General features: G+C 71.5%; 17 protein-coding genes. 14 read left to right on the top strand and 3 right to left on the bottom strand.

The genetic code is table 11. From position 1 onward, the window contains the following. Window positions 1-36: 36 nt before the first annotated feature. Window positions 37-663: an SACE_7040 family transcriptional regulator gene (locus R2E43_RS24335; RefSeq protein ID WP_121709926.1), complete on the bottom strand. Its 627-nt coding sequence runs from the start codon at window positions 661-663 to the stop codon at window positions 37-39. 97 nt (window positions 664-760) lie between these two features. On the opposite strand from R2E43_RS24335, the gene R2E43_RS24330 reads away from it, so the two are divergent. The 10 genes from R2E43_RS24330 to desD all read left to right on the top strand — a co-directional run bounded on the left by R2E43_RS24330 (window position 761) and on the right by desD (window position 13,928). Beyond that, a complete protein-coding gene (locus R2E43_RS24330) occupies window positions 761-2,377 on the top strand; it encodes a carboxyl transferase domain-containing protein (protein WP_003976024.1) in 1,617 nt (538 codons plus the stop codon). Between the two features lie 38 nt (window positions 2,378-2,415). Continuing rightward, complete coding sequence (locus R2E43_RS24325) at window positions 2,416-4,356, top strand: acetyl/propionyl/methylcrotonyl-CoA carboxylase subunit alpha (RefSeq protein WP_011028580.1); 1,941 nt, start codon at window positions 2,416-2,418, stop codon at window positions 4,354-4,356. Continuing rightward, window positions 4,353-5,306 (top strand): hydroxymethylglutaryl-CoA lyase, encoded by a 954-nt coding sequence (locus tag R2E43_RS24320; protein ID WP_011028581.1) that lies wholly within the window; start codon window positions 4,353-4,355, stop codon window positions 5,304-5,306. Before R2E43_RS24325 ends, R2E43_RS24320 begins: the two co-directional genes overlap by 4 nt. Before the next feature lie 5 nt (window positions 5,307-5,311). Next, window positions 5,312-6,472, top strand: a complete 1,161-nt coding sequence (locus R2E43_RS24315) for an acyl-CoA dehydrogenase family protein (protein ID WP_003976021.1) — start codon at window positions 5,312-5,314, stop codon at window positions 6,470-6,472. Between the two features lie 129 nt (window positions 6,473-6,601). Further along, window positions 6,602-7,651 carry a siderophore-binding protein DesE gene (gene desE, locus R2E43_RS24310; protein WP_003976020.1) on the top strand — a complete coding sequence of 350 codons (1,050 nt, stop codon included), beginning with the start codon at window positions 6,602-6,604 and terminating at the stop codon, window positions 7,649-7,651. A gap of 26 nt (window positions 7,652-7,677) precedes the next feature. Then, window positions 7,678-8,724 (top strand): siderophore-interacting protein, encoded by a 1,047-nt coding sequence (locus tag R2E43_RS24305; protein WP_332056556.1) that lies wholly within the window; start codon window positions 7,678-7,680, stop codon window positions 8,722-8,724. Window positions 8,725-8,889: 165 nt separating this feature from the next. Beyond that, complete coding sequence (gene desA, locus R2E43_RS24300) at window positions 8,890-10,332, top strand: lysine decarboxylase DesA (RefSeq protein WP_003976018.1); 1,443 nt, start codon at window positions 8,890-8,892, stop codon at window positions 10,330-10,332. Beyond that, entirely contained in the window at window positions 10,316-11,596 is a 1,281-nt protein-coding gene (locus tag R2E43_RS24295) for a lysine N(6)-hydroxylase/L-ornithine N(5)-oxygenase family protein (protein WP_030866499.1), read from the top strand. The genes desA and R2E43_RS24295 overlap by 17 nt, the downstream gene beginning before the upstream one ends. Continuing rightward, window positions 11,593-12,147, top strand: a complete 555-nt coding sequence (locus tag R2E43_RS24290) for a GNAT family N-acetyltransferase (protein ID WP_003976016.1) — start codon at window positions 11,593-11,595, stop codon at window positions 12,145-12,147. The genes R2E43_RS24295 and R2E43_RS24290 overlap by 4 nt, the downstream gene beginning before the upstream one ends. Then, the gene (gene desD, locus R2E43_RS24285; protein ID WP_332056555.1) at window positions 12,144-13,928 is read left to right on the top strand and encodes a desferrioxamine E synthetase DesD; all 1,785 of its coding nucleotides are present in this window, start codon (window positions 12,144-12,146) and stop codon (window positions 13,926-13,928) included. The genes R2E43_RS24290 and desD overlap by 4 nt, the downstream gene beginning before the upstream one ends. A gap of 68 nt (window positions 13,929-13,996) precedes the next feature. Here the strand turns inward: desD and R2E43_RS24280 are convergent, their stop codons facing one another. Continuing rightward, a complete protein-coding gene (locus tag R2E43_RS24280; RefSeq protein ID WP_332056554.1) occupies window positions 13,997-15,604 on the bottom strand; it encodes a beta-N-acetylhexosaminidase in 1,608 nt (535 codons plus the stop codon). Window positions 15,605-15,718: 114 nt separating this feature from the next. Here R2E43_RS24280 and R2E43_RS24275 point away from each other — a divergent pair, with 114 nt between their 5' ends. The 3 genes from R2E43_RS24275 to glmS all read left to right on the top strand — a co-directional run bounded on the left by R2E43_RS24275 (window position 15,719) and on the right by glmS (window position 18,848). Further along, on the top strand, window positions 15,719-16,615 hold the full coding sequence (locus R2E43_RS24275; RefSeq protein ID WP_189283042.1) for a DUF4429 domain-containing protein: 897 nt from the start codon (window positions 15,719-15,721) through the stop codon (window positions 16,613-16,615). Window positions 16,616-16,703: 88 nt separating this feature from the next. Beyond that, window positions 16,704-16,961 carry a hypothetical protein gene (locus tag R2E43_RS24270; protein ID WP_003976012.1) on the top strand — a complete coding sequence of 86 codons (258 nt, stop codon included), beginning with the start codon at window positions 16,704-16,706 and terminating at the stop codon, window positions 16,959-16,961. Between the two features lie 69 nt (window positions 16,962-17,030). Continuing rightward, the gene (glmS, locus tag R2E43_RS24265; protein WP_003976011.1) at window positions 17,031-18,848 is read left to right on the top strand and encodes a glutamine--fructose-6-phosphate transaminase (isomerizing); all 1,818 of its coding nucleotides are present in this window, start codon (window positions 17,031-17,033) and stop codon (window positions 18,846-18,848) included. Between the two features lie 15 nt (window positions 18,849-18,863). Here glmS and R2E43_RS24260 read toward each other — a convergent pair whose 3' ends face one another. Continuing rightward, a complete protein-coding gene (locus tag R2E43_RS24260; protein ID WP_003976010.1) occupies window positions 18,864-19,391 on the bottom strand; it encodes a universal stress protein in 528 nt (175 codons plus the stop codon). Window positions 19,392-19,693: 302 nt separating this feature from the next. Here R2E43_RS24260 and R2E43_RS24255 point away from each other — a divergent pair, with 302 nt between their 5' ends. Continuing rightward, window positions 19,694-19,993: a hypothetical protein gene (locus tag R2E43_RS24255; protein WP_191849570.1), complete on the top strand. Its 300-nt coding sequence runs from the start codon at window positions 19,694-19,696 to the stop codon at window positions 19,991-19,993. The last annotated feature ends 91 nt before the right edge of the window (window positions 19,994-20,084 follow it).

Raw genomic sequence — 20,084 nt, 5'->3', positions numbered from 1 at the left:
CCCTCGTCACTCCCCGCCCCCGGGGAGGGGCGCCCGCTACGCCTCCCCCACCGCCGCGAACGCCCCCCGGGCCATCCGGTGCAGCAGGGACGCCGTCACCGCGCGGCCGGGCAGGGAGCCGGGGCGGCCCAGGTGGGGGGTGGAGTTCAGGAGGCCGAAGACCGAATGGACCGCGGAGCGGGCGGCGGGCTCGGCGACCGCCGGGTAGACCTCCCGGAGCACCCCGACCCACAGCTCCACGTACTGCCGCTGCAACTGCCGCACCATCTTGCGGTCGGCGTCCCGGAGGCGGTCCAGCTCGCGGTCGTGCAGGGTGATGAGCGGGCGGTCGTCGAGCGCGAAGTCGATGTGCCCCTCGATGAGCGAGTCGAGGACCGCCCCCGGCCCCGTCGGGCCGGTGCCCGCCCGGGAGCCGGCCGCCCCGTCCGCCTCCGCCAGCCGCCGCTTCGCCCCGGTCAGCAGCGAGTCGCTGATCCCGACCAGCAGCTCGGCGAGCATCGCGTCCTTGCCGGGGAAGTGCCGGTAGAGGCCGGGGCCGCTGATGCCGACCGCGGCGCCTATCTCGTCGACGCCCACCCCGTGGAAGCCGCGCTCGGCGAAGAGCCGGGCGGCCTCCTTGAGGATCTGCTCGCGGCGGGTGGGGGCGTCGGTTCTGGTGGCCATGAAGTCGATTCTAGACAGGCGGGTTAGCGGTCGTTAACCTGAAGGAAATGCGTTAACGCTCATTAACTGGTCGACCACTGGGTGAGGGGACCGCAGGATGCACGAGGCACCGGAGCTGACGACGGCGGCAGATCCCGCGTCGGAGGCCTTTCGGGCCAACGAGGAGGCGCACGCCGCCCTCGTTCAGGAACTGCGCGCCAAGCTCGCGGCGGCCCGGCTGGGCGGCGGCGAGCGGGCACGGGCCCGGCACACCGCGCGGGGCAAGCTGCTGCCGCGCGACCGCGTGGACACGCTGCTCGACCCGGGCTCGCCGTTCCTGGAGCTGGCGCCGCTCGCCGCCGACGGGCTCTACGACGGGGCGGCCCCGGCCGCCGGCGTGATCGCCGGGATCGGCCGGGTCAGCGGCCGGGAGTGCGTGATCGTGGCGAACGACGCCACCGTCAAGGGCGGCACGTACTACCCGATGACCGTGAAGAAGCACCTCAGGGCGCAGGAGGTGGCGCTGGAGAACCGGCTGCCGTGCCTGTACCTGGTGGACTCGGGGGGTGCCTTCCTGCCGATGCAGGACGAGGTCTTCCCCGACCGCGAGCACTTCGGACGGATCTTCTACAACCAGGCCCGGATGTCCGGCGCGGGCATCCCGCAGATCGCGGCCGTCCTCGGCTCCTGCACGGCGGGCGGCGCGTACGTCCCGGCGATGAGCGACGAGGCGGTGATCGTCCGCAATCAGGGCACGATCTTCCTGGGCGGCCCGCCGCTGGTGAAGGCGGCCACCGGCGAGGTGGTCACGGCGGAGGAGCTGGGCGGCGGCGAGGTCCACTCGCGCGTGTCCGGTGTGACCGACCACCTCGCGGAGGACGACCCGCACGCCCTGCGCATCGTGCGGCAGATCGTCTCCACCCTGCCGGAGCGCGGCGCCCTCCCCTGGGGCGTGGAGGCGGCCGCCGAGCCGAAGGCGAACCCGCAGGACCTGTACGGCGTGGTGCCGGTCGACTCCCGCACCCCCTACGACGTCCGCGAGGTCATCGCGCGCGTGGTGGACGGCTCCCGCTTCGCCGAGTTCAAGTCCGAGTACGGGCAGACCCTGGTCACCGGCTTCGCCCGCATCCACGGCCACCCGGTCGGCATCGTCGCCAACAACGGCATCCTGTTCTCCGAGTCGGCCCAGAAGGGCGCCCACTTCATCGAGCTGTGCGACCAGCGCGGCATCCCGCTGGTGTTCCTGCAGAACATCTCCGGGTTCATGGTGGGCCGGGACTACGAGGCCGGTGGCATCGCCAAGCACGGCGCCAAGATGGTGACGGCGGTGGCGTGCACGCGCGTGCCGAAGCTGACGGTGGTCGTCGGCGGCTCGTACGGCGCGGGCAACTACTCGATGTGCGGTCGGGCGTATTCGCCGCGCTTCCTGTGGATGTGGCCCAACGCCAAGATCTCCGTGATGGGCGGCGAGCAGGCCGCGTCCGTGCTGGCCACGGTCAAGCGGGACCAGCTGGAGGGGCGCGGCGAGGAGTGGCCGGCCGAGGAGGAGGAGTCCTTCAAGGCACCGGTGCGCGCCCAGTACGAGCGCCAGGGCAACGCCTACTACGCGACCGCCCGCCTGTGGGACGACGGCGTGATCGAGCCCGCCGACACCCGGCAGGTGCTGGGCCTGGCCCTGACCGCGTGTGCCAACGCGCCGCTGGGCGAGCCCCGGTTCGGCGTCTTCCGGATGTGAGGAGGGGACCCATGGACAACACGAAGGACACGTCGCGCATGTTCGACACCGTGCTCGTCGCCAACCGCGGCGAGATCGCCGTCCGCGTCATCCGGACGCTGCGCTCGATGGGCGTGCGCTCGGTGGCGGTCTTCTCCGACGCCGACGCGGACGCACGGCATGTGCGGGAGGCGGACGACGCGGTACGGATCGGCCCGGCGCCCGCGACGGAGAGCTATCTGTCCGTCGAGCGGCTGCTGGCGGCGGCGGCCCGGACGGGGGCGCAGGCCGTCCACCCGGGATACGGCTTCCTCGCCGAGAACGCGGGTTTCGCGCGGGCCTGCGAGGAGGCGGGGCTGGTCTTCATCGGGCCGTCCGCCGACGCGATCGCCCTGATGGGCGACAAGATCCGCGCCAAGGAGACGGTGCGGGCGGCCGGGGTGCCGGTCGTCCCCGGCTCCAGCGGCAGCGGGCTCACCGACGAGCAGCTCGCCGACGCCGCCCGCGAGATCGGCACCCCGGTGCTGCTCAAGCCGTCGGCGGGCGGTGGCGGCAAGGGCATGCGGCTGGTGCGGGACACGGCGGTGCTGGCCGACGAGATCGCCGCCGCGCGCCGCGAGGCCCGCGCCTCCTTCGGCGACGACACGCTGCTGGTGGAGCGGTGGATCGACCGTCCCCGGCACATCGAGATCCAGGTGCTGGCCGACGGCCACGGGGGCGTGGTGCACCTGGGCGAGCGCGAGTGCTCGCTCCAGCGCCGCCACCAGAAGGTGATCGAGGAGGCGCCCAGCGTCCTGCTGGACGAGGCGACCCGGGCGGCGATGGGCGAGGCGGCCGTGCAGGCGGCCCGGTCCTGCGGCTACCGGGGCGCGGGCACGGTGGAGTTCATCGTGCCCGGGAGCGACCCCTCCCAGTACTACTTCATGGAGATGAACACCCGTCTCCAGGTCGAGCACCCGGTGACCGAGCTGGTGACCGGCCTGGACCTGGTGGAGTGGCAGCTGCGGGTGGCGGCGGGCGAGCCGCTCGGGTTCGGGCAGGAGGACGTACGGCTGACCGGGCACGCGATCGAGGCCCGGCTGTGCGCGGAGGACCCGGCGCGCGGCTTCCTGCCCTCCGGCGGCACGGTGCTGCGGCTGCGCGAGCCCGAGGGCGACGGCGTGCGCACCGACTCGGGGCTCAGTGAGGGCACCGAGGTCGGCAGCCTCTACGACCCGATGCTGTCCAAGGTGATCGCGTACGGCCCCGACCGGGAGACCGCGCTGCGCAGGCTCCGGGCGGCGCTGGCCGGGACGGTCACCCTGGGCGTGCAGACCAACGCCGGGTTCCTGCGGCGGCTGCTCGCGCACCCGGCGGTGGTGGCGGGCGAGCTGGACACGGGGCTGGTGGAGCGCGAGGTCGACGGCCTGGTCGCCACCGACGTACCGGAGGAGGTGTACGAGGCGGCGGCGGCCGTACGGCTGGAGGCGCTGCGCCCGCGCGGGGACGGCTGGACGGACCCGTTCTCGGTGCCGAGCGGCTGGCGGATGGGCGGCGAGCCGAAGGCGGCCGCCTTCCACCTCCGGGTCACCGACCCGGTGGAACACACCCCGCGCGGAACCCACACCGTCACCGGGGACCGGGTCACGGTCACCCTGGACGGCGTCCGGCACACCTTCCACCGCGCCGCCGACTGGCTGGGCCGCGACGGCGACGCCTGGCAGGTGCGCGACCACGACCCGGTGGCCGCCTCCCTCAACCGGTCCGCCCACGCGGGCGCCGACTCGCTGACCGCGCCGATGCCGGGCACGGTGACGGTGGTGAAGGTCGCCGTCGGCGACGAGGTGAGCGCCGGGCAGAGCCTGCTGGTGGTGGAGGCGATGAAGATGGAGCACGTCATCTCCGCCCCGCACGCGGGCACCGTCGCCGAGCTGGACGTGGCGCCGGGCACGACGGTGGCCATGGACCAGGTGCTCGCGGTCATCGCACCCACCGACGACGCGACGGAGGAGACGGCATGAACGCCCCGGAACCGGGCCTCCCGATGGCCGTACCGGCCGAGGGACTGCCCGCCCGCGTCCGCATCCACGAGGTCGGCGCGCGCGACGGACTGCAGAACGAGAAGGCGACCGTGCCGACGGCCGTCAAGGCGGAGTTCATCCGCCGGCTGGCCGGCACGGGCCTGACCACGATCGAGGCGACGAGCTTCGTCCACCCCAAGTGGGTCCCCCAGCTGGCCGACGCCGAGGACCTGTACCCGCGGATCTCCGGCCTGCCGGTGGAGCTGCCGGTGCTGGTGCCGAACGAACGCGGCCTGGACCGGGCCCTCGCGCTCGGCGCGCGCCGGGTCGCGGTGTTCGCCAGCGCGACCGAGTCCTTCGCCAAGGCCAACCTCAACCGCACCGTGGACGAGGCGCTGGCCATGTTCGAGCCCGTGGTGACCCGGGCGAAGGCGCAGGGCGACGACGTCCGTGTACGGGGCTACCTCTCGATGTGCTTCGGCGATCCGTGGGAGGGCCCGGTCGCCGTCCCCCAGGTGGTGCGGGTCTGCCGGGCCCTGCTGGACATGGGCTGCGACGAGCTGAGCCTCGGCGACACCATCGGGGTGGCGACCCCGGGCCATGTGACGGCGCTGCTCACCGCGCTGACCGGGGCGGGCGTGCCGGTCTCCGCGCTGGGCGTGCACTTCCACGACACCTACGGCCAGGCCCTGGCCAACACGCTGGCCGCGCTCCAGCGGGGCGTCACCACCGTCGACGCCTCCGCCGGCGGGCTCGGCGGCTGCCCCTTCGCGAAGTCCGCCACCGGCAACCTCGCCACCGAAGACCTCGTGTGGATGCTGCGGGGCCTCGGCATCGACACCGGGGTCGACCTCGGCCGTCTCGTCGCCACAAGCGTCTGGATGGCCGCGCACCTGGGCCGGCCGAGCCCGTCCCGCACCGTACGAGCCCTCTCCCACCAGGAGTCGTGAACACCATGGACCACAAGCTCTCCCCCGAACTGGAAGAACTGCGCCGTACGGTCGAACAGTTCGCGCACGACGTGGTGGCGCCCAAGATCGGCGACTTCTACGAGCGGCACGAGTTCCCGTACGAGATCGTCCGCGAGATGGGCCGCATGGGCCTGTTCGGGCTGCCGTTCCCGGAGGAGTACGGCGGCATGGGCGGCGACTACTTCGCCCTCGGCGTGGCCCTGGAGGAGCTGGCCCGGGTCGACTCGTCGGTGGCGATCACGCTGGAGGCGGGTGTCTCGCTGGGCGCGATGCCGCTGCACCTGTTCGGCACCGAGGAGCAGAAGCGCGAGTGGCTGCCCCGGCTCTGCTCGGGCGAGATCCTGGGCGCGTTCGGTCTCACCGAGCCGGACGGGGGCAGCGACGCGGGCGCGACCCGTACCACGGCCCGCCTGGACGAGGCCACGAACGAATGGGTCATCAACGGCACCAAGTGCTTCATCACCAACTCCGGCACGGACATCACGGGCCTGGTCACGGTCACGGCGGTGACCGGCCGCAAGCCCGACGGCAGGCCCCTGATCTCGTCGATCATCGTCCCGTCGGGCACCCCGGGCTTCACGGTGGCCGCCCCGTACTCGAAGGTCGGCTGGAACGCCTCGGACACCCGTGAGCTGTCCTTCGCCGACGTCCGGGTCCCGGCGGCGAACCTGCTGGGCGAGCTGGGGCGCGGCTACGCGCAGTTCCTGCGCATCCTGGACGAGGGCCGGGTGGCGATCGCCGCGCTGGGCACGGGGCTGGCGCAGGGCTGTGTGGACGAGTCGGTCGCCTACGCGAAGGAACGTCACGCCTTCGGCAGGCCCATCGGCGCCAACCAGGCCATCCAGTTCAAGATCGCCGACATGGAGATGAAGGCCCACACGGCCCGTCTCGCCTGGCGGGACGCGGCCTCGCGGCTGGTGGCGGGCGAGCCGTTCAAGAAGGAGGCGGCGCTGGCGAAGCTGTACTCGTCGACGGTCGCGGTGGACAACGCCCGGGACGCCACCCAGGTCCACGGCGGCTACGGTTTCATGAACGAGTACCCGGTGGCCCGCATGTGGCGGGACGCGAAGATCCTGGAGATCGGCGAGGGCACCAGCGAGGTCCAGCGGATGCTGATCGCACGGGAGTTGGGGCTGGTGGGCTGAGGCTCCGAGGCACCGGGGGCGGGCGCCGCACCGGCCCCGCCCCTGGACAAGATCTGAGGTTAGGCTAACCTACCTTCGAATTGTCCCGCAGGGCGCGACGCTCCGCACCGTTCGAAGGCAGCCACCACCATGTCCCACGCCAGCGCTACCCACCCGACCCGCCGCGGAATCCTCGCCGCCGGCGGCGCCCTCGGCCTCGGCGCCGTGCTCGCGGCCTGCGGCGACGGCGACGGCAAGAGCGATGGGGCGGGCGACGGGTCGGGCGGCGCCGCCAAGTCCGGCCCCTGGTCCTTCAAGGACGACCGCGGCACGACCGTGAAGCTGGACAAGGTGCCGGCGAACATCGTCGCCTTCACGGGTGTCGCCGCCGCCCTCTTCGACTACGGCGTCGAGGTCAAGGGCGTCTTCGGCCCGACCACCACCAAGGACGGCAAGCCCGACGTGCAGGCCGGCGACCTCGACGTCGACAAGGTCACCGTGCTCGGCAACGAGTGGGGCAAGCTCAACGTCGAGAAGTACGCCTCCCTCGCCCCGGAGGTGCTCATCACCACGACGTTCGACACCGCGGGCACCCTGTGGTCCGTCCCGGAGGAGTCGAAGGACAAGGTCGCCAAGCTCGCCCCGAGCGTCGCGATCTCGGTCTTCGACCGCCAGCTCACCCAGCCGCTCCAGCGCATGTGGGAGCTGGCGGAGTCGCTCGGCGCGGACATGAAGGCCAAGAAGGTCACCGACGCCAAGGCCGCCTTCGACAAGGCCGCCGCCCGGCTGCGCGCCGCCGCCAAGGCCAAGCCGGAGATCCGGGTGCTGGCCGGTTCCGCGAGCCCCGACCTGTTCTACGTCTCCGGCACCAACCTCTCGGTGGACCTGGAGTACTTCAAGGCCCTCGGCGTGAACTTCGTCGAGCCCTCCGAGGACGCCAAGAAGGCGACCGGCGGCTGGTTCGAGTCCCTGAGCTGGGAGAACGTCGACAAGTACCCGGCCGACGTCATCATCATGGACGACCGCGCCTCGACCATCCAGCCCGCCGACATCACCGAGGGCACCTGGAAGCAGCTCCCCGCGGTCAAGGCCGGACAGGTCATCGCCCGCTCCCCCGAGCCGATCCTGTCCTACGACAAGTGCACGCCGCTCCTCGACAACCTGGCCGAGGCGATCGAGAACGCCAAGAAGGTCGGCTGACCCGCCCCCCTCCCCCGGAGCCCCTCATGACGACGGCCGTCGCCGCCCCGTTCCGTTTCTTCGCCCTCCAGGTCGTACGGACGAGGCGGTTGGGGGATGTCGATTGGATCAGGCCGGCTCCGGCCAACGGTGCTTCGCTGCCGACCCGAGCGGGGTCCGGTGCGTGCAGCTGCACGGCGGAGGAGGGCGACAGGGCGGAGCCCTGGCAACCGACGACAACGCCGCAGATGCGCGTGCCAGACCCCGCGCCCCCGGCAGGATCCAAACGACACCCCCCAAGCCCGTCCCTGACCCGGGTCACCTTCGCGGGGCCCGACCTGCGCGCCTTCCGCTCCGACGGCCTCGACCAGTCGCTGTCGCTGTTCCTGCCGCACCCGGGGCAGGCGGAGCCCGCGGTCCCGGTGGAGCTGGGCGAGGGCTGGTGGCAGGGCTGGCGGGAACTGCCGGAGGACGTACGGGCGGTGATGCGCTCGTACACGCTGCGGTCACTGCGCCGCGACACCGACGGGCACACCGCCGAGATCGACGTCGACTTCGTCCTGCACGGCCTCGAACCGGACTCGGGGATCCAGGCCGGTCCCGCCGCCCGCTGGGCCGCCGACGCCGCCCCCGGCGACCGCGTGCTGCTGCTCGGCCCGGCGGTCGCCGACAACCGGGCGATCCGCTTCCGGCCGCCCGAGGACACCGACCTGGTGGTGATCTGGGGCGACGAGACAGCCGTACCCGCCGCCTGCGCCATCGTGGAGGCACTGCCGGCCGGCACCCGCGCGCGGGTCTGGCTTCAGGTGCCGCACGCCGAGGACGTGCGGGACCTCCGGACGGCCGCGGACGCCGAGATCACCTGGCTGGTCGGGGACGCCGCCGACGGGCCCGAGGCGACCCTCGCCACCCTCCGCGCCGCCCAACTGCCGCCCGCCGAACACCCCTACGTCTGGATCGCGGGCGAGTCCGGCTGCGTGAAGCGGCTGCGGCGGCACTTCGTGGGCGAGCGCGGCGTCGACCGACGGCGCGTCACCTTCGTCGGCTACTGGCGCCGGGGCCTGACGGAGGAACAACTCCGCGAGCAGGGCTGAGGACCGCACCCGCCCCACCCGGCCGCACGGAGGGGGCGTGAGTGACAGCGGTCACCCACAGGCACGCGTTTGATCGACTTAACTTAGGTTAGGCTCACCTAAGTCGTAGCGAGGGCTCCGGCCCTCCCCACCCCTCTCGGACCGTCCCCACCGGAGGACCCCCACATGCGCTCGCACCTGCTCAACGACACCACCGCGGAGCAGTACCGCCGCTCCGTGACCGAAGGAGTCGAGCGGGTGGCCGCCAAACTCGCCACCACCGACCGCCCGTTCACCGGCGTCACGGTCGACGCCCTCTCCCCCCGCATCGACGCGATCGACCTCGACGAGCCGCTGCACGACACCGCCGCGGTCCTCGACGAGCTGGAGGACGTCTACCTCCGTGACGCCGTCTACTTCCACCACCCCCGCTACCTCGCCCACCTCAACTGCCCGGTCGTCATACCGGCGCTGCTCGGTGAAGCGGTCCTGTCTGCCGTCAACTCCTCCCTGGACACCTGGGACCAGTCGGCCGGCGGCACGCTCATCGAGCGGAAGCTGATCGACTGGACCTGCGCCCGCATCGGCCTCGGCCCGGCGGCCGACGGCGTGTTCACCTCCGGCGGCACCCAGTCCAACCTCCAGGCGCTGCTCCTCGCCCGCGAGGAGGCGAAGACCGAGGACTTCGCCGACCTGCGGATCTTCGCCTCCGAGGCCAGCCACTTCAGCGTCAGGAAGTCCGCGAAACTGCTCGGCCTCGGCCCCGACGCCGTCGTGTCGATCCCGGTCGACCGCGACAAGCGGATGCAGACCGTCGCCCTCGCCCGCGAGCTGGAGCGCTGCGCGCGGGACGGCCTGGTCCCCATGGCCGTCGTCGCCACCGGCGGCACCACCGACTTCGGCTCGATCGACCCGCTGCCGGAGATCGCCGGGCTGTGCGAGCAGTACGGCGTGTGGATGCACGTCGACGCGGCCTACGGCTGCGGGCTGCTCGCCTCCCTGAAGTACCGGGACCGCATCACCGGCATCGAGCGGGCCGACTCGGTCACCGTGGACTACCACAAGTCCTTCTTCCAGCCGGTGAGTTCGTCGGCCGTGCTGGTCCGGGACGCGGCCACCCTGCGCCACGCCACCTACCACGCGGAGTACCTCAACCCGCGCCGCATGGTGCAGGAACGTATCCCCAACCAGGTGGACAAGTCCCTCCAGACCACCCGCCGCTTCGACGCGCTCAAGCTGTGGATGACGCTGCGCGTGATGGGCGCCGACGGCATCGGCGCCCTCTTCGACGAGGTGTGCGACCTGGCCGCCGAGGGCTGGAAACTGCTCGCCGCCGACCCGCGCTTCGACGTCGTGGTCCAGCCGTCGCTGTCCACGCTGGTCTTCCGCCACATCCCGGCGGACGTCACCGATCCCGCCGAGATCGACCGCGCCAACCTGTACGCCCGCAAGGCCCTGTTCGCGTCCGGCGACGCCGTGGTCGCGGGCACCAAGGTCGCCGGTCGCCACTACCTGAAGTTCACCCTGCTCAACCCCGAGACGACCCCGGCCGACATCGCCGCCGTCCTCGACCTGATCGCCGGCCACGCCGAGCAGTACCTGGGAGACTCCCTTGACCGCGCTTCCTGAAGCCAGCGCCCCGTACGACTTCGTGGGCATCGGCCTCGGCCCCTTCAACCTCGGCCTCGCCTGCCTCACCGAGCCCGTCGCCGAGCTGAACGGCGTCTTCCTGGAGTCCAAGCCGGACTTCGAGTGGCACGCCGGGATGTTCCTGGACGGCGCCCACCTCCAGACCCCGTTCATGTCGGACCTGGTGACGCTCGCCGACCCGACCTCGCCGTACTCCTTCCTCAACTACCTCAAGGAGCAGGGCCGGCTGTACTCCTTCTACATCCGGGAGAACTTCTACCCGCTGCGGGTCGAGTACGACGACTACTGCCGCTGGGCCGCGCACAAGCTGAGCAGCGTCCGCTTCTCCACCACGGTCACCGAGGTCACGTACGACGAGCGCGAGGAGCTGTACGCCGTCGCCACCACGTCCGGCGACACCTACCGCGCCCGCCGCCTCGTCCTCGGCACCGGTACCCCGCCGCACATCCCGGACGCCTGCCGGGGCCTGGCCGGCGACTTCCTCCACAACTCCCGGTACGTGCGGCACCGGGCGGAGCTGGTGAAGAAGAAGTCGATCACGCTGGTCGGCAGCGGTCAGTCCGCCGCCGAGATCTACCAGGACCTGCTGAGCGAGATCGACGTCCACGGCTACCGGCTGAACTGGGTGACCCGCTCCCCGCGGTTCTTCCCGCTCGAATACACCAAGCTCACCCTGGAGATGACGTCCCCGGAGTACGTGGACTACTACCACGCGCTGCCCGAGGACACCCGCTACCGCCTCACGGCCGAGCAGAAGGGCCTGTTCAAGGGCATCGACGGCGACCTGATCAACGAGATCTTCGACCTGCTCTACCAGAAACGGCTCGGCGGCCCCGTCCCCACCCGCCTGCTCACCAACTCGGCGCTGACCAGCGCCCGGTATGCGGACGGCACCTACACGCTCGGGTTCCGCCAGGAGGAGCAGGGCACGGACTTCGAGATCGAGACCGAGGGCCTGGTCCTCGCCACCGGCTACCGGTACACCGAGCCGGAGTTCCTCAAGCCCGTCCGGGACCGGCTGCGCTACGACTCCCGCGGCAACTTCGACATCGGCCGCAACTACGCCGTCGACGTCACGGGAGGCGGCGTGTTCCTCCAGAACGCGGGGGTCCACGCGCACAGCGTCACCAGCCCCGACCTGGGCATGGGCGCCTACCGCAACAGCTGCATCGTCCGGGAGCTGCTCGGACGCGAGTACTACCCGGTCGAGCAGTCGATCGCGTTCCAGGAGTTCGCCGTATGAGCCGCTTGAGCACCACCACCCCCGTCGGGGCACTGACCCTGCGCCCCGTCGACCCGCTGACGGACGCCGTACTGCTGCACGGCTGGCTCACCCACCCCAAGTCCGCGTTCTGGATGATGCAGGACGCCCGGCTGGTGGACGTCGAGCGGGCCTACATGGAGCTGGCCGCCGACGAGCACCAGCAGGCCCACCTCGGCCTGCACGACGGGGTCCCGGCCTTCCTGACGGAGCGCTACGACCCCGCCCACCGCGAACTGGTCGGGCTGTACGAGCCCGAGCCGGGCGACGTCGGCATGCACTTCCTGGTCGCGCCCACCGACCGGCCCGTGCACGGCTTCACCCGCGCCGTGATCACCACCGTGATGACGGAGCTGTTCGCCGACCCGGCGACCCGGCGGGTCGTCGTCGAACCGGACGTCACCAACACCGCCGTGCACGCCCTGAACGCAGCCGTCGGATTCGTGCCCGAGCGCGAGATCCAGAAGCCGGAGAAGAAGGCCTTGCTGAGCTTCTGCACCCGCGAGCAGTTCGCGAAGGCGGTGTCCGCATGAGCCTCGCCGACGCCGTCGCCCACCTGACCCCCGAACGCTGGGAGGAGGCCAACCGCCTCCTGGTCCGCAAGGCGCTGGCCGAGTTCACCCACGAGCGGCTGCTGACCCCCGAGCGGGAGCCGGACGACGGGGGCGGGCGGACGTACGTCGTCCGCAGCGACGACGGCCAGACCGCGTACCGCTTCACCGCCACCGTCCGCGCCCTGGACCACTGGCAGGTGGACGCCGGCTCGATCACCCGCCACCGCGACGGCGCCGAACTGCCGCTCGCCGCGCTGGACTTCTTCATCGAACTGAAGCAGACCCTGGGCCTGAGCGACGAGATCCTCCCGGTCTACCTGGAGGAGATCTCCTCCACCCTCTCCGGCACCTGCTACAAGCTGACCAAGCCGCGGCTCACGTCCGCCGAGCTGGCCCGCAGCGACTTCCAGGCCGTCGAGACCGGCATGACCGAGGGCCACCCCTGCTTCGTCGCCAACAACGGGCGCCTCGGCTTCGGCATCCACGAGTACCTGTCGTACGCCCCCGAGACCGCGAGCCCGGTCCGGCTGGTGTGGCTGGCCGCGCACCGCTCGCGGGCGGCGTTCACGGCGGGCGTGGGCATCGAGTACGAGTCCTTCGTCCGGGACGAGCTGGGCGCGGCCACCGTCGACCGCTTCCACGGCGTGCTGCGCGGGCGCGGCCTGGACCCGGCCGACTACCTGCTCATCCCGGTCCACCCCTGGCAGTGGTGGAACAAGCTCACCGTCACCTTCGCCGCCGAGGTCGCCCGCGGGCACCTGGTGTGCCTGGGCGAGGGCGACGACGAGTACCTGGCCCAGCAGTCCATCCGCACCTTCTTCAACGCCTCGCACCCCGGGAAGCACTACGTGAAGACGGCCTTGTCCGTCCTCAACATGGGCTTCATGCGCGGTCTGTCGGCGGCGTACATGGAGGCCACTCCGGCCATCAACGACTGGCTCGCCCGGCTGATCGAGGGCGACCCGGTGCTGAGGGAGACGGGGCTGAGCATCATCCGGGAGCGGGCGGCCGTCGGCTACCGGCACCTGGAGTACGAGCAGGCCACCGACCGCTACTCGCCCTACCGCAAGATGCTGGCGGCGCTGTGGCGGGAGAGCCCCGTGCCGTCACTCCGGGAGGGTGAGACGCTCGCCACCATGGCCTCCCTGGTCCACGTGGACCACGAGGGCGCCTCCTTCGCGGGCGCGCTGATCGAGCGGTCCGGACTCACGCCCACCGAGTGGCTGCGGCACTACCTGCGGGCCTACTACGTCCCGCTGCTGCACAGCTTCTACGCCTACGACCTGGTGTACATGCCGCACGGCGAGAACGTGATCCTGGTGCTGGCGGACGGGGTGGTGCGGCGGGCGGTCTACAAGGACATCGCCGAGGAGATCGCGGTGATGGACCCGGACGCGGTGCTGCCGCCGGAGGTCTCGCGCATCGCGGTGGACGTGCCGGACGACAAGAAGCTCCTGTCGATCTTCACGGACGTCTTCGACTGCTTCTTCCGCTTCCTGGCCGCGAACCTGGCGGAGGAGGGGATCGTCACGGAGGACGCCTTCTGGCGGACGGTCGCGGAGGTCACCCGGGAGTACCAGGAGTCGGTGCCGGAGCTGGCCGACAAGTTCGAGCGGTACGACATGTTCGCGCCCGAGTTCGCCCTGTCCTGCCTCAACCGGCTCCAGCTGCGCGACAACCGGCAGATGGTGGACCTGGCCGACCCGTCCGGCGCGCTCCAGCTCGTCGGCACCCTGAAGAACCCCCTGGCAGGCCGGTAGCCACCGGCCCCACGCACGGGCGGGCACCCCGGAGACGGTCCTCGGGGGTGCCCGTCGTGCCGTCCGGGTCAGGTCCAGGGCACCTGCGGCGAGCGGTAGTAGTCGATCCCCATCGCCTCCCAGCGCGGTGCCTGTCCGGCGAGCCGCACCTTGTAGGTGTCCCAGTCGTGCGTCGACGCCGGGGACCAGCCCAGCTCGGCGACGCCCGGCAGCCTCGGGAAGGCCATGAAGTCCAGCTGGTCCGGGTCGGACAGGGTCTCCGTCCACAGCGGGGCCTCGACCCCGCGGACCGCCTCGGCCGGGGCGCCCGGCAGATAGGCGGCCGGGTCCCAGTCGTAGGACCGCCGCACCTCGACGTAGCCCGCCCAGGACAGCCCCAGCGGAGTGTCCTTGGTGTACTTCATGTCCAGGTACGTCCGGTCGGCCGGGGAGAGGATCAGCCCGGCGCCGTTCCTGGCGGCCGCGGCGACCTGGGCCTTCTCGGCGTCGCTGGTGCGGTCCAGGCCCCAGTACTGGACGAGCGCACCCTCGACCGGTTCGGCGCCGGCCAGCTGGTGCCAGCCGACGACCGTCTTGCCGTACTTGGCGACGATCGGCTGCACCCGCTTCATGAACGCCACGAAGTCGGCCTGCGGCGTGGAGTGCGCCTCGTCGCCGCCGATGTGCAGGTAGCGGCCGGGGGTGAGCGCGGCGAGTTCGCCGAGGACGTCGTCCACGAAGTCGTACGTGACGTCCTTGTCCACGCACAGCGTGCTGAAGCCGACCTTGGTGCCGGTGTAGAGCGGGGGCGCCACGCCGTCGCAGTTCAGCTCGGCGTAGGAGGCGAGGGCGGCGTTGGTGTGGCCGGGCATGTCGATCTCGGGCACGACCTCCAGGTGGCGGGAGGCCGCGTAGCGGACGATCTCCTTGTAGTCCGCCTTGGTGTAGTAACCGCCGGGTCCGCCGCCGACCTCGGTGGAGCCGCCGTAGGTCGCCAGGCGCGGCCAGGAGTCGATGGCGAGGCGCCAGCCCTGGTCGTCGCTGATGTGCAGGTGGAGCTTGTTGTACTTGTAGAGGGCGACGCGGTCGATGTAGCGCTTGACCTCGTCGACGCTGAAGAAGTGCCGGGAGACGTCGAGCATGGCGCTGCGCCAGGCGTAGCGCGGGGTGTCCTCGATGGTGCCGCCCGCGACCAGCCAGGGTCCGGGCTGCGCGGAGTCCTTCTCGACGGCGGCGGGCAGCAGCTGACGCAGGGTCTGGACGCCGTGGAAGAGCCCGGCGGCCTTGCGGGCGGTGATGGTGACGCCCTCGCGTCCGCTGTCGAGGCGGTAGCCCTCGTCGCCGTACGGGCCCTCGGCCAGGCGCAGTCGTATGCCGCCGTGACCGTGGGAGGTGACGGGGAGCCGGTAGCCGGTGGCGGGCCGCAGGAGGTCCGCGAGGTAGTCGCCGACGCGGCGGGCCTCGCGGGAGTCGTCCACGCGGATGTGGGTGCCTCGGGTGATGCGGTACGGGGCGCCGCCGGGTTCGACCGAGGCCGGGGCCGGGATCACCCGGTCCAGGGGGGTCGGTTCCGCGGCCGCCTTCCGGACCGGGGCGGCGCCGGTGGTCATGGCGCCGACCGCCGCCACCAGCAGCAGCGATCCCAACAGCCGGGTGATGCGGGGAGTCGTTCTGTGGTGCCGTCGATGAGGTCTCACGTGCGCTCCCTTCGCGAGGCGTGCAATCAGAGGTCCTAGGAGGGGGGTTGGGGACGGGTGCGGACCACTCTCCCGCACCATCACCGCCCGCGGCAGCGATGAAACAATCCCCGCATGGCGGAAATCATCCAGAAGGACGGAACGTGGGTCTTCGACGGCGAAGCCCTGCGGCTGACACCGGGGCGGGACAAGAACGTCAGTCTGCTCCGCAGGGAACTGGGTGAACTGCTCGTGCCGCTCGCGGCGTTGGCGGGCATATCGTTCGAGCAGGGGAAGAAGTCCGGGCGGCTCAGGCTGCGGCTGCGGGACGGCGCCGACCCGTTGCTGCACGCGGCGGGCGGCCGGCTGACCGAGCCGCACGACCCGTACCAGCTCCTCGTGGAGTCCGACCGGTACGGGGTGGCCGAGTACTTCGTGGACGAGGTGCGCAACGCGCTGCTCCTCGACCAGGTCCCGTCCGGCCCGGTGGACGCCTATCTGCTGCCGGGGCCCTCGGTGCCGCTGTCGGTGTCGGCCGGGGACGGGGTCGCGAGCTTCGACGGGGAGCGGGTGCGCCTGGAGTGGAAGTGGCAGGCGGAGGACGCCAAGTCGGCCGCGGGTCCGCGCACGCTGCCCCTCGCGGACATCGTCGCGGTGGAATGGCAGCCGACGATCGGCCTGGAGAACGGCCACCTCCGGTTCACCGTGCGGGCGGCGCCGAGCAAGGTGCCGCCGAAGTACGACCCCAACGCGGTGGAGCTGTGGGGCTTCAAGAAGGACCCGCTGATGGCCCTGGTGGCCGCGGCCGTCCAGGCCCGCCTGCCGCACCCGGCCGCCCGCGCGGCCCTGGAGGACGCCCGCGCGGGCGAGGACACCTCCACGCCCGCCACCGCACCACCGGCACCGGCCGCCGAGGACGATCACGACGCGCTGCTGCGCCGGCTGCGGGAGCTGGGCGACCTGCACCGCTCCGGGGTGCTCACGGACGAGGAGTTCGCCCTGGCGAAGCAGGCGGTGCTGAAGCGCATGTAGTCAGCACGACGGACAGCTTCCGCCTACACCTGCCCGATATCGGGCAGGATTCTTGCGCAAGCACCTCTCTTACTCCAGGATCTACCGGGTGCACGACGAACTCGTTGATCATCTGACGCGGTCCACCCCGCTGAGCCGGGGCGAGGCGCTGCGCGTGGTCCAGGACGTGCTCGCCTACTTCGACGAGACGACCGAGGAGTACGTCCGTCGCCGCCACCGCGAGCTGCAGGCCCAGGGCCTGGTGAACGCGACGATCTTCGAGCGGATCGAGGCGGAACTGAAATACCGGGCGGTCGCGCCGCCGGAGCTGTCGCTCCGTCAGCTGCGCCGCATCGTCTACGGCTGAGCGGCCGCCTGCGGCTGGAAGGCCCGCCTACGGCCGAGAGGCCGAAGAGAGACAGAGGTTTACGTATACATGTGCGGAATCGTCGGATACATCGGCAAGCGTGACGTCGCCCCCCTGCTCCTGGAGGGTCTCCAGCGCCTGGAGTACCGCGGGTACGACTCGGCGGGCATCGTGGTGACCTCCCCGAAGGCGGCCGGCCTGAGGATGGTCAAGGCCAAGGGCCGGGTGCGCGACCTGGAGGCCAAGGTCCCGGCGCGCTTCAAGGGCACCACCGGCATCGCCCACACCCGCTGGGCCACCCACGGCGCCCCCTCCGACGTGAACGCCCACCCGCACATGTCGGCCGACAACAAGGTCGCCGTCGTCCACAACGGCATCATCGACAACGCCGCCGACCTGCGCCGCAAGCTGGAGGCGGACGGCGTCGAGTTCCTCTCCGAGACCGACACCGAGGTCCTCGTCCACCTCATCGCCCGCTCCGAGGCGGAGAAGCTGGAGGACAAGGTCCGCGAGACCCTGCGGGTCATCGAGGGCACGTACGGCATCGCCGTGATGCACGCCGACTTCCCCGAGCGCATCGTGGTCGCCCGCAACGGCTCGCCGGTCGTCCTCGGCATCGGCGAGAAGGAGATGTTCGTCGCCTCGGACATCGCCGCGCTGGTCGCCCACACCCGGCAGATAGTCACGCTCGACGACGGCGAGATGGCCACCCTCAAGGCCGACGACTTCCGCACCTACACCACCGAGGGCACCCGCACCACGTCGGAGCCCACCACCGTGGAGTGGGAGGCCGCCTCCTACGACATGGGCGGCCACGACACCTACATGCACAAGGAGATCCACGAGCAGGCCGAGGCCGTGGACCGCGTGCTGCGCGGCCGGATCGACGACCGCTTCTCCACCGTGCACCTCGGCGGCCTCAACCTGGACGCCCGCGACGCGCGCGCCGTGCGCCGCGTGAAGATCCTGGGCTGCGGCACCTCGTACCACGCGGGCCAGATCGGCGCCCAGATGATCGAGGAGCTGGCCCGCATCCCCGCGGACGCCGAGCCGGCCTCCGAGTTCCGCTACCGCAACGCGGTCGTCGACCCCGACACCCTGTACATCGCCGTCTCCCAGTCCGGCGAGACCTACGACGTGCTGGCCGCCGTGCAGGAGCTGAAGCGCAAGGGCGCCCGCGTCCTCGGCATCGTCAACGTCGTGGGCTCGGCGATCGCCCGCGAGGCCGACGGCGGGATGTACGTGCACGCCGGCCCCGAGGTCTGCGTGGTGTCGACCAAGTGCTTCACCAACACCTGCGTCGCCTTCGCGCTGCTCGCCCTGCACCTGGGCCGCACCCGCGACCTCTCCGTCCGCGACGGCAAGCGGATCATCGAGGGGCTGCGCAAGCTGCCCGCGCAGATCGAGGAGATGCTGAAGCAGGAGGAGGACGTCAAGAAGCTGGCCGCGCAGTACGCCGAGGCCCGCTCGATGCTCTTCATCGGCCGGGTGCGGGGCTACCCGGTCGCCCGCGAGGCCTCCCTGAAGCTCAAGGAGGTCTCCTACATCCACGCCGAGGCCTACCCGGCCTCCGAGCTGAAGCACGGCCCGCTCGCCCTGATCGAGCCGGCCCTGCCGACCGTCGCGATCGTGCCGGACGACGACCTGCTGGAGAAGAACCGCGCGGCCCTGGAGGAGATCAAGGCCCGCAGCGGTCAGATCCTCGCCGTGGCCCACCAGGAGCAGGAGAAGGCCGACCACACGATCGTCGTCCCGAAGAACGAGGACGAGCTGGACCCGATCCTCATGGGCATCCCGCTCCAGCTCCTCGCGTACCACACGGCTCTGGCCCTGGGCCGGGACATCGACAAGCCCCGCAACCTCGCCAAGTCCGTGACGGTGGAGTAGCCCCGTCCCGCGGGGTCAGGGGATGACGACCACGGGCCGCTTCGCGCGCTTGGCGAGGCGGCCCGCGACGGAGCCGAAGAGGCGGCCGACCAGTCCGTGGCTGGAGCCGACGACGATGGCGTCGGCCTCGTACTCCCGCCCCACCTCTTCGAGCTCGTGGCAGATGTCGCCGCCCCGCTCGACCAGGATCCAGGACACCTCGGCGAGGTAGTCCGCGCACGCCAGCTCCAGACCGAGCACCTCGGTGCGGTGGTCGGGCACGTCGACGAAGACCGGGGGTTCGCAGCCGGCCCACACGGTGGTGGGCAGCCGGTTGGCGACATGCACGATGACCAGGCCGGAGCCCAACCGCGAGGCCATGCCGATGGCGTAGGCGAGGGCGCGCTCGCTGGACGTGGAGCCGTCGAAGCCGACGACGACACCGTGCTTGAAGGCTGGGTCGCACGACTGGCGTGGCTCTTCGGCCGCCAGGGGCTCGGCCGCCGTAGGTTCGGCGACGGGCCGCTTGCGGTCCGCGGGTTCGAAGAATTCGTGACCGGCCATGGCTGTCTCGGCGTTTTTATCCTCTATGGGGGACAACAGTGTGCGGCGGAGCTGTGTCCGGGAATGGTCTTCCCAACCCCATACCCCCAAGGGTACGGCGGCACGCCTCCTTCGCCCAGATCTCGCAGGGGGTCCCCGCGGGATTCACCGGAGCATGCCCGAGAGGGCGCCCGTAACGCAATGGTTGCTGCTCTGTACAGGCGGTTTGCACAGGATTCAACTGTCCGTGACCGGTCGTGCCCCGTCGTGACCGAGGCGGCTCACGGGCGTTGATCCCCGTGCCGCCACCCCAGGGAGCACCCGTGTCAGGACCGCACCGTCCCGCCGACCCGACGTCCGGCACACCCGACCGGGACGGCGTCACCGATCTCGTCCGGTGGGCGGCGTTCAGCTGCTTCCTCGTCCCGGTGGCGCTCCTCTGGTACGGCGCCTCCTTCGCGGGCGCCGCCGGCACGGCCTTCGGCCTGGCCGCCGTCACCGCCGCGTGCCGTCTGCTGCTGCGGCGTTCCGAGCGGGTCGCGGCCCGGCAGCGGGCGCGCGGACGCGGGCGGCAGGTACGCAGGGGCGGGCGGCACGCTGGGGAAAAAGCACCGGTCGACTGACCGGTTTCCGCGCACAGTTCCGCTTCTTTTCAGCCAACTTCCGCACGTGGCTCATCCATGCCCCTCACCACCCCCAAACCCCCGTTCCACC

The organism is Streptomyces violaceoruber (genome assembly GCF_033406955.1).
Lineage (GTDB): Bacteria > Actinomycetota > Actinomycetes > Streptomycetales > Streptomycetaceae > Streptomyces > Streptomyces violaceoruber.
This window is presented reverse-complemented; position numbering and strand designations above follow the sequence as displayed.